Consider the following 9332-nt stretch of genomic DNA (forward strand, 5'->3'; position numbering starts at 1 on the left):
GCATAGCTGGCCGGCGTGCGGGTCATCGGACCCGCACGGCCTTCCGGGCGGAGCTGCGCGTCGAGGATCAACGGCGGGTCACCGGCGGGCACCGCGAGCAGTCGGCGCAGTTCGGCCACGACCGCCCCGGCGGCATCGGCCGCGTCGGTCACCCCGTCGGTTACCGGGTCGTCGATCGGCTCGTGGACAAACACGACATCCGCGTCGCTGCCGTAGGACAGCTCCGCCCCGCCAAGACGACCCATCGCCATCACCGCGATCCGCACCGGCAGCGGCCGACCGGTCTCCTGCTCGAAGCGACGTTCCGCCACGTACAGGGCTGCCCCGATCGTCGCGGCCGCAGCGTCGGACAGGGCCCGGCCGACCGCGGCGACGTCCAGCAGTCCGAGTAGGTCGCCGCAGGCTACGCGGATGAGCTCAACCCGACGCACCGCCCGTGCCCGCCCGACCGCCTGCTCCCCGCAAGGATTGCGGCGAGCGATCGCGATCATCGCCTGGACCAGCTGCTCCCGGGTGCGGGGACGCAGATCGTCGATGGTCCGCAACAGCCGCACCGACTCCGGCGCACGCTGCATCAGGTCCGCAACGTAGCGACTCGTGGCCAGCACGCGGCACAACCGTTCGGCCGCGCCGCTCTCGTCCCGCAGCAACCGCAGGTACCAGGGAGTACGTCCCAGCGCCTCGCTGACCTGACGATAGGCGAGCAGGCCGGCGTCGGGGTCGGCCGCATCGGCGAACCAGTGCAGCATCGCCGGGAGCAGACGGCGTTGGATGGTGGCGGTCCGACTGACACCGTTGGTCAGCGCTTCGATGTGGCGCAGCGCACGTGCGGTGTCGGCGAAGCCCAGCGCGGCAAGCCGGTCCCGAGCCTCCGCCGGGGTCAGGCGAACCTCCTCGACGGACAACCGCGCCACCGCCTCCAGCAACGGCTGGTAGAAGAGCCGCTCGTGGAGCCGCCGCACGAACCGGGCGACCCGGGCATGCTCGGCCACGATCTCCGCGGCGGAGGTGAGACCCAGAGACCGGGCGAGCCTGCGCAGTTCGCCAGGGTCGCGAGGCAGGGTGTGTACCCGGCGGAGCCGTTGCAGCTGCAGGCGGTGCTCGGTACCCCGCAGGAAGCGGTACGCGTCGGCCAGACCGGCCGCGTCTCGGCGGGCGACATAGCCACCGCGGGCGAGCGCGTCCAGTGCGGACAGGGTCGAGGCCGTCCGCAGCTTCGGGTCGGTCCGGCCGTGGACGAGCTGGAGCAGCTGGACGGCGAACTCGACGTCGCGCAGTCCGCCCGGGCCGAGTTTGAGGTTGCGGTCGGCGTCCCCGGGCGGCAACGACCGCTCCACCCGCCGCCGCATCGTCTGGACATCACTGACGAACCCCGGCCGCGACGCCGCCGACCAGACCAGCGGTCCGACCGCGGCGCAGAACCGCTCCCCCACGTCACGGTCGCCCGCGACCGGGCGCGCCTTGAGCAGAGCCTGAAACTCCCAGGTTCTCGCCCATCGCCGGTAGTAGGCGTCGTGGCTGGCCAGGGTACGGACAAGTGGGCCGTCCCGGCCTTCAGGCCGCAGTCCCACGTCGACCTGGAACAACGCACCCTCGCCGGTGACCGCCCCGCAGGCACGGACCATCCCCTCCGCGAGACGGGTCGCCGCCTCCAACCCGCCAACCTCGTCGCCGCGGATACCGTCAGTATTGCCGCCACGTTGTCCCGGCTCCGCCACGAACAGGACATCGACGTCGCTGACATAGTTCAGTTCCCGACCGCCACACTTGCCCATACCGACAACAGCCAGCCGAACCGGGGCAGCCGCCGGCCACAGCGCCGACCGGGCCACGGCGAGGGCGGCGTCAAGAGCGGCTCCCGCGAGGTCGGCAAGCTCCGCGGTGGCATCGTCGAAGGGCACCGCACCGGTAAGATCACGGGCCGCGAGGACGAACAGCGCCCGGCGGTAGGCCACGCGCAGCGCGTTGAGAACATCGGTGCCGTCACCGGCCGCTCGCGGCCAGGTCGCGTCCGGATCCGCCCCGACAGCGCGCAGCAAGCGCTCACGGGTGACGCGGTGCTCCGGTGCGGCCCGCATCACACCCTCATCAGCGATCACCCGCCAGTCGGTGGGATGGCGGACCAGGTGATCGCCGAGGGCGGCACTGACGCCGAGCACCGCGACGAGCCGGCGGCGCAGTCCTGGCTGCCGGGCCAGCACGGTAAGCAACTCAGCGCCGACCTCGGGCGGCGCCCTGTCCACGATCCGTTCGATCGCCGCGAGCGCGAGGTCGGGATCGGCGGCCCGCGAAAGCTCCACCAGGACGGCGTTACCGGAGAGGTCGGCACCTGGGGGATCGACGGAGCCGGACGGCAGCCCGACCCCGTCACCGGCGGGCCCGTCACCGGCGAGCAGCCCGAGCCGCGCCAGGCCGGCGGCCGACCTGTCGACGTTGCTGAAACCCATCCGGGCCAGCTGTGCCTGTACGGAGCTACCCCGCGGATGGATGAACCCGGACTCATCGGTCCCGCGCACGTGTCCCATCCTTCTGAAAATACCCCTGGCCATCATGCCGATTGCTCACAGTATCGGCAGGTACCGGTCAATCTCGAAAGGCGTGACCTGGCGGCGGTACTCGGCCCATTCGGCACGTTTGTTCCGCAGGAAGAAATCGAAAAGGTCGTCGCCGAGCGTCTCGCGAACCAGTGCGGATCGCTCCATGATGACGATCGCCTCCGCCAGCGAACCGGGCAGTGCCGTGATGCCCCGCTCGTGGCGCTGCGACTCGCTGAGCGTCCACACGTCGTCGGCCGCCGGCGGCGGGAGCTCGTAACCCTCCTGAATGCCGCGCAGACCGGCCGCAAGAATCAGCGCGAAGGCGAGGTAGGGGTTGCATGCGCTGTCCGGCGAGCGAAACTCGATGCGGGTCGTGTTCGGCTTGTTCGGCTTGTACAACGGCACCCGGACGAGTGCGGATCGGTTGTTGTGCCCCCAGCAGACATAAGCGGGTGCCTCCAGCACCTCACCGGCACGCTGGTCGCCGACTATGCGCTTGTACGAGTTCACCCACTGGTTGGTGACCGCGGTGATCTCGGCGGCGTGGACGAGGAGACCGGCAATGAACGCCTGCGCGACCTTGGAGAGGTGGTAGGCGTCGGTCGGATCGTGGAACGCGTTCCGATCACCTTCGAAAAGGCTGAGATGGGTGTGCATACCGGACCCGGCCTGATCGCTGTAGGGCTTCGGCATGAAGGTCGCGTAAACGCCCTGGCGGAGAGCGACCTCCTTCACCACCTGGCGAAAAGTCATGATGTTGTCGGCGATGGTGAGCGCGTCCGCATACCGCAGGTCGATTTCCTGCTGTCCGGGCGCAACCTCGTGGTGACTGAACTCGACCGATATCCCCAAGCGTTCCAGAACCCCGATGACCTGCTGTCGGAATTCATGGCTGACATCGTTCGGGGTGAGGTCGAAGTACCCGGATTCGTCGACCGGCGGCGGTACCGGGGCACCCCGCGTCGGCGGTTGCCGCAGCAGGAAGAACTCTATTTCAGGATGGGTGTAGAAGGTGAAACCGGCGTCCGCGGCATTGGCCAGCGTACGACGCAGGACCCAGCGTGAATCCGCCGGGGACGGCATGCCGTCGGGCATGACGAGGTTGCAGAACATCCGGGCGGTGACCGGGCTGTCACCACGCCAGGGCAGGACCTGGAATGTTGACGGATCAGGTCTGGCGAGCATGTCTGCCTCGTGCACCCGGGCGAAACCCTCGATCGAGGAACCGTCAAAGCCGATGCCCTCGGCCAACGCCCCCTCAAGCTCCGCCGGCGCGATCTCGACGGACTTCAGCACCCCGAGCACGTCGGTGAACCACAGCCGGACAAACCGGATGTCTCGTTCCTCCATCGTACGCAGGACGAATTCCTGCTGCTTATCCATGATCGCCTCCGCGCTGAGGGTCGGGCTCGCCGTCGCGGGCGGGCGAGGTGTGCTACGGCCGACCATAGCTACCCGCCGGCCGACACGCTGCAACGTAGTGCTTCCGCAACCAAACTCGTAACCAGACGTTACGACCAGGCAGGTGCGGACCACGACGCATGAGGGTAAACATCCACCGGACAGGCCCTAAGCTCCACCCATGGCCCAGTTGCGTGTCGCGCTTGCCCAGGTCAACACCGTAGTAGGAGATCTTGAAGCCAATGCGGACCTGGTCAGCGGATGGGCGAAGCGCGCTGCACACCGCGGCGCTCACCTGGTGGCGTTCCCCGAGATGACCCTCACCGGATACCCCGCGGAGGATCTCGTCCTGCGCCGTTCGTTCGCACAGGCGTCCCGCACGGCCGTCGATCACCTTGCCCGGCGCCTGGCCGACGAGGGTACCGGGGAGCTGGCCGTGATCGTCGGATACCTCGATACCTCCCGCACGCCCGCGCCGCGGCTGGGTCGTCCCGCGGGCGAGCCGCAGAACGCGGCCGCGGTGCTGTGGCGCGGCGAGGTCGTGGCCCGCTACGCCAAGCACCATCTGCCGAACTACGGCGTGTTCGACGAGTTCCGCTATTTCGTCCCCGGCCACGACTTCCCGGTTGTCCGCCTGCACGGCGTGGATGTCGCGCTCACCATCTGCGAGGACCTCTGGCAGGACGGTGGACCGGTCGCGGTCGCACGCGCCGCCGAGGTGGGCCTGCTGGTGTGCATCAACGGGTCGCCCTACGAGCGCGGGAAGGCGTTCCAACGGGACGAGCTGGCAGCCCGGCGAGCACGCGAGGCGGGCGCCGCGCTCGCGTACGTCAACCTGGTCGGCGGCCAGGACGAGCTCGTCTTCGACGGCGGCTCGCTCGTGGTCGACGCGGCCGGCCGGCTCCTGGCCCGCGCCGAACAGTTCACCGAGACGCTGCTGACCGTCGACCTGGACCTACCGGCAGCCCGAACCGCTGCATCCGCGGGTCCGACCGTCGTGGCGGGGACGGCGGTCGGTACCGGGACAGCGGTGGACGCGGGCGACGGCACCGCGATGACGGTGACCCGCCTGATGCTGACGGGCGAACCCGTCGTGGCGTTCGACGCGCAGGCGCCGGCCGTGGCGCAACGGCTGGACTCCGCCGCCGAGCTGTACCACGCGCTGGTCACCGGCACCCGGGACTACGTCGGCAAGAACGGGTTCACCTCGGTCGTGCTCGGCCTGTCCGGCGGCATCGACTCGGCGCTGGTCGCCACGATCGCCGTGGACGCCCTCGGCGCCAACCGGGTGCACACCGTCGCCATGCCATCGGTGCACTCGTCGACCGGATCGGTGGACGACGCGGCTGACCTTGCCCGGCGGACCGGTGTCACCCACACCGTGACCCCGATCCAGCCGGTGGTGGACTCCTTCCACGACGCGCTCGCCGCCGCCGGCGGGCTCGCCGGTCTGGCCGCGGAGAACCTCCAGGCCCGGGTCCGCGGCACGCTGCTGATGGCCCTGTCGAACGCCCATGGCCATCTGGTTCTGACCACCGGCAACAAAAGCGAGCTCGCGACCGGATTCTCCACCCTCTACGGCGACAGCGCGGGCGGCTTCGCCCCGATCAAGGATGTGCCCAAGACCCTGGTCTGGGAGCTCGCGCGCTGGCGCAACGCGCACGCCGACCGCCGGGGGGAAACCCCACCCATCCCGGAAGAGATCATCGTCAAGCCCCCGTCCGCCGAGCTCGCTCCCGGCCAACTCGACTCGGACCGGCTGCCGGACTACACCACCCTGGACGCCGTCCTCGACGACTACGTCGAGCGCGACCAGGGCCGGACCGAACTGATCACGGCGGGTCACAGCCCCGAGACTGTGGAGCGGGTGATCCGACTGGTGGACCTGGCCGAGTACAAGCGCCGGCAGAACCCGCCGGGGCCGAAGGTGACCTCGAAGGCGTTCGGTCGCGACCGCAGGCTGCCGATCACCTCCCACTGGCGGGAGCACCCAAGTGGATAATCAACGCCGGCGAAGCGGTCACACCGCCAGGTGGGCGTTCACGGCACGGGCCAGCTCGCCGAATGCGGGCATTTCCACCACGGTGACGCCGGCCGCGGTGAGCAGTTCGTGGCCCTGGCAGTCAGCGACGAACAAACTGGGTTCCCGCCAGGCGATGACCACTCGGGGGATCTTCGACGCCAGGATGAGCTGGGTACAGGTACGCGGCCGGGACGTGCGTTGGGAACAGGGCTCAAGCGTGCTGTAGATCGTCGCGGTGGCGAGCCGGGAATCGGCCGGGGAGATCTTCGCAAGCGCGGACTCCTCGGCATGCACCGCATCGTCGACCTCCCGGGAGAATCCGCAGGAGATCTCCTCGCCGTTCTCCTCGACGATGACAGCTCCCACGGAGTAGGCACCGGTCGCGGGTGGGCAGCGATGGGCGAGCTCGATGGCACGCGTCATCCACCGATGGTCGTCGAACTGGGCATTGAGGTTCATGGACTGCTCGTCCTTCCCCTGACGGGTTCGATGCCCGTCGCAGCGGTGCACGGAATGGCCAGACACGAATCGGAGAAGATCCCAGCGCAGCGGGGCGGTGGCACAGAGCAGGAGACTCAGTAGTTTCTATAAGATCCTGCCTCGAAAAGATCGACGGGTTCCGGCAAGCGAGCCAACCTCAGCAACTGGTCAGCCGATATATGGTCGAAGCCGCGCTTCCATATAGTGCTGTATTCGGAGACGTATCGACGGGTGCATGTCGTACTCGCCGATTTCCTCGAGTGGGACAAATCGTACCTCCGCGGACTCGCTGCTCGTTCTTGTCGTCCCACCCAACATCCTGGTAGCGAAGCAAATGGAGAACTGCTGGCGGACCTCTCCGTCATCATAGGCAGCCACGTGATTGGGATTTGAATAGATTCCGACGACGTCGGTGACCTCGCAGTCGATCCCAGTTTCTTCCTCTACTTCCCGGGCGGTCGCCTCGCTTACCGACTCACCGGGTTCGACCCCACCACCGGGGATCGCCCAATATTTGTTATCTGTGCGTCGGATAAGAAGAATCCGACCCTTGTCGTCTGCGACAATGGCGCTCACGGCAGGGACTATACTGTTTGCCTTGGGCGCTCTCGGATCGTTCAGGTAATCGATACGTGACATACCAGCGGTCACTCCTTCGTGCCGAGAGGGCGACAGTTGGACCATATGTGCTCAAAACACTCGCCGTAAGTTTGGAACAGCGGGCCGCCCTCAATCCTGCGGAGATGAATGATCGGCGCCCGGAAGGCCGGCATGCTGTAGATATGCGGATTGACCAACATCTGGTCGTCAAACCGAAGGATGGAATTGTAAAGGACCGTTGAATGAAACCCTATACTCAGGTTCTCGCAGCCAATGATTGACTGGTGCCACGCCAAGGCATATTTAATGCGGGCTGCCATCCCCGCTCCTACTCCTTCCTCCTCCCCCCGCATGCGCACCTCTGCACATTCGGGGTCACCGAATGCAATTCTTACCTTGACCGACTCATCGCATTTTCTCCGGATCTCCTTGGCCCATGCCGGGTTGGCCTCAGGCAGATGCAGACCTGCATAGACGAGGATATCGACACTGTGAGTCGCGTCCTGTAGGAGGGAAAGCCACAGCGAGTTAGGCACGGCGCTGCGTTCTGTGTAGACCGTGATGACTTCGCCGTGCTTCTGGTCCACCGCGACACGTCGACCCACATCCGGCCACAAGTACTCTGGATCTTCCCCCAGCAGACGGGCCGCCTTCATAGCGGTCCCGCGGTGCGGCGTTCGCCCCTTCGTGACCCAGCGCTCGATGGTCTTGGGGTCGACGCCAACAGCCTCTGCGAAGCCGGGTACGTCCCAATGTCTCCGTGTTAGCGCCGTACGGAGTCGCTCGTTGGCCATGCGGACGCTCCCAGATAGTGAGGGACGTTTCGATCGTAGAACGTCCCAAGGCATCCCATGCAGGGGGTTACTGCGTCCCAGCCAACGGGTGACTGTAGATATCGGCGCCCGGGGCCGCGACCTAAAAAGGATCATGGTCGGGCCGTCGGACATGCCGACGGCTGTCGTGCCACCGGTAAGTGGACATTGGCAACTCGGACGATGTGGAGATCAGGTATGGCGGGTTCGGCTTTTCGGGACGTCGGAGTGGTGCTGGCATGCGGCCCGCAACCGGTACCGCTGTGGCGGGCGATTGGTGCTCTGACCGACGCGGAAGCTGCTGCGTTCGATGCCGGGCAGCGCGCCGCACATGCGGCGCTGGTCCAGGACCTGGCGGAGTCGTGCAGGCCGCCTGCCATCTGCCACGATGACCCGGCCCAGGCCCCTACCGGGTCGGGAGCGGTGTTGGGCTTCCGGCCAGGACCGCTGACCGGAGCCAGTAGCGCGCCTCACGAGCTGCTGGTCGTCGATGGGGACGGTGAGCTGGTCGCGACGTTCCCCACAGCGGCGTGGACCGCCGCGCATGGCTGGGCGCATCTGCGCGCGACGGAACCCCTGACCCAGCTTCCGGTACGGATCGAAGACCTGGCCGCGCGGCGCACCTGGACCATCACCCCGCAGCGTTGCGAGCTGACCGTGTGGATGGCGGGGCGTTCAAGTGTGCTGCACATGGGAGCGGGACAACGTGGGTAGCACCGCTGGCCGTCTGCGTTTAGACCGGGAGGACTGACGTGGAACAGGAGAGCATGCTGTATGGGCTGGTTCAGTTCGACTGCGCTGCCAACGGCGCGGTACAGCGGGTCGTGGTCTGCTTTGAAAGCGCCCGCGCAGCGGATGAGCACGCGAAACTACACCGTGTGCAGGACTACCGTGTCGCGCCGGTCGTCTTCCCCCCGCCTGTTGGAGCGGACGTACCGGGCCAACGGCGCACTCCCGAACCGCAGCACGCCCGAGCATCGGGGCTGTCGTGGACTCGCGATGTCGGGACAGATGGGGCCTTACCTACGGGCGATCTTCTTCCGGACGGTCGGATTGCACAGTATTTCAGCGTGTTGACACGGCACTTTCCGGTGGCGGACAGCATCGCATCGCTGGTGGTGACCCACCTCCTGGCCGACCGGCCTAACTTTCTGCGCGCGGTCCGTGTCATGACCGACCTGCGGGCGGTGCTCCCGAAACCCCGGTCCTGCGATCCCCGGACGCTGGCCGCCATGCGCCTGCTCTACCGCTGCGATGATCTTAGTCGTGCTCGATTCGAGGAACCCGACAAACTGTTGCGCTATGTAGAGGAACGAGCCGCAGGACGTGACCTTATCCTCCTCGATATCGGCGGCTACTTCGCTCGGGCGTTGCGGTACCTGTGTCAGCATTTCAGCGGCCGGATTCTGGGAGTGGTCGAAGACACCGAAAACGGCCACCAGCGTTACGGAGAATACGACAAGCTACCCTGCCCGGTGT

General features: G+C 67.1%; 7 protein-coding genes and 1 pseudogene. 3 read left to right on the forward strand and 5 right to left on the reverse strand.

Annotated features, from left to right (window positions below; all coding sequences use genetic code 11):
• Window positions 1-2447, reverse strand: a 2447-nt coding sequence (locus U9979_RS17735; protein ID WP_322780262.1) for a bifunctional [glutamine synthetase] adenylyltransferase/[glutamine synthetase]-adenylyl-L-tyrosine phosphorylase, incomplete at its 3' end; no start/stop codon positions are given.
• Window positions 2448-2561: 114 nt separating this feature from the next.
• Entirely contained in the window at window positions 2562-3920 is a 1359-nt protein-coding gene (gene glnA, locus U9979_RS17740) for a type I glutamate--ammonia ligase (protein ID WP_322749063.1), read from the reverse strand.
• 199 nt (window positions 3921-4119) lie between these two features.
• On the opposite strand from glnA, the gene U9979_RS17745 reads away from it, so the two are divergent.
• Window positions 4120-5940 carry an NAD+ synthase gene (locus tag U9979_RS17745; protein WP_322780257.1) on the forward strand — a complete coding sequence of 607 codons (1821 nt, stop codon included), beginning with the start codon at window positions 4120-4122 and terminating at the stop codon, window positions 5938-5940.
• A gap of 18 nt (window positions 5941-5958) precedes the next feature.
• Here the strand turns inward: U9979_RS17745 and U9979_RS17750 are convergent, their stop codons facing one another.
• The 3 genes from U9979_RS17750 to U9979_RS17760 form a co-directional block, all read right to left on the reverse strand.
• Window positions 5959-6420 (reverse strand): deaminase, encoded by a 462-nt coding sequence (locus U9979_RS17750; RefSeq protein ID WP_322780258.1) that lies wholly within the window; start codon window positions 6418-6420, stop codon window positions 5959-5961.
• A 189-nt stretch (window positions 6421-6609) separates the two neighbouring features.
• Window positions 6610-7080 (reverse strand): NUDIX hydrolase, encoded by a 471-nt coding sequence (locus U9979_RS17755; RefSeq protein WP_416220248.1) that lies wholly within the window; start codon window positions 7078-7080, stop codon window positions 6610-6612.
• Window positions 7081-7088: 8 nt separating this feature from the next.
• A complete protein-coding gene (locus U9979_RS17760; RefSeq protein WP_322780260.1) occupies window positions 7089-7835 on the reverse strand; it encodes a helix-turn-helix transcriptional regulator in 747 nt (248 codons plus the stop codon).
• A 216-nt stretch (window positions 7836-8051) separates the two neighbouring features.
• On the opposite strand from U9979_RS17760, the gene U9979_RS17765 reads away from it, so the two are divergent.
• Window positions 8052-8567, forward strand: coding sequence for a hypothetical protein (locus tag U9979_RS17765; protein WP_322780261.1), 516 nt, complete (start codon window positions 8052-8054; stop codon window positions 8565-8567).
• Between the two features lie 38 nt (window positions 8568-8605).
• Window positions 8606-9332: pseudogene (locus U9979_RS17770) on the forward strand (hypothetical protein); the annotation flags it as partial.

This window comes from Protofrankia sp. Cas4 (genome assembly GCF_963555915.1).
In the GTDB taxonomy this organism is placed as follows: domain Bacteria; phylum Actinomycetota; class Actinomycetes; order Frankiales; family Frankiaceae; genus Protofrankia.

What these genes read in the sequence shown, in the direction of transcription:
- glnA (WP_322749063.1), bottom strand. Translation starts at nt 3,920, where the DNA reads ATGGATAAGCAGCAGGAATTCGTCCTGCGTACGATGGAGGAACGAGAC.
- U9979_RS17745 (WP_322780257.1), top strand. Translation starts at nt 4,120, where the DNA reads ATGGCCCAGTTGCGTGTCGCGCTTGCCCAGGTCAACACCGTAGTAGGA.
- U9979_RS17750 (WP_322780258.1), bottom strand. Translation starts at nt 6,420, where the DNA reads ATGAACCTCAATGCCCAGTTCGACGACCATCGGTGGATGACGCGTGCC.
- U9979_RS17755 (WP_416220248.1), bottom strand. Translation starts at nt 7,080, where the DNA reads ATGTCACGTATCGATTACCTGAACGATCCGAGAGCGCCCAAGGCAAAC.
- U9979_RS17760 (WP_322780260.1), bottom strand. Translation starts at nt 7,835, where the DNA reads ATGGCCAACGAGCGACTCCGTACGGCGCTAACACGGAGACATTGGGAC.
- U9979_RS17765 (WP_322780261.1), top strand. Translation starts at nt 8,052, where the DNA reads ATGGCGGGTTCGGCTTTTCGGGACGTCGGAGTGGTGCTGGCATGCGGC.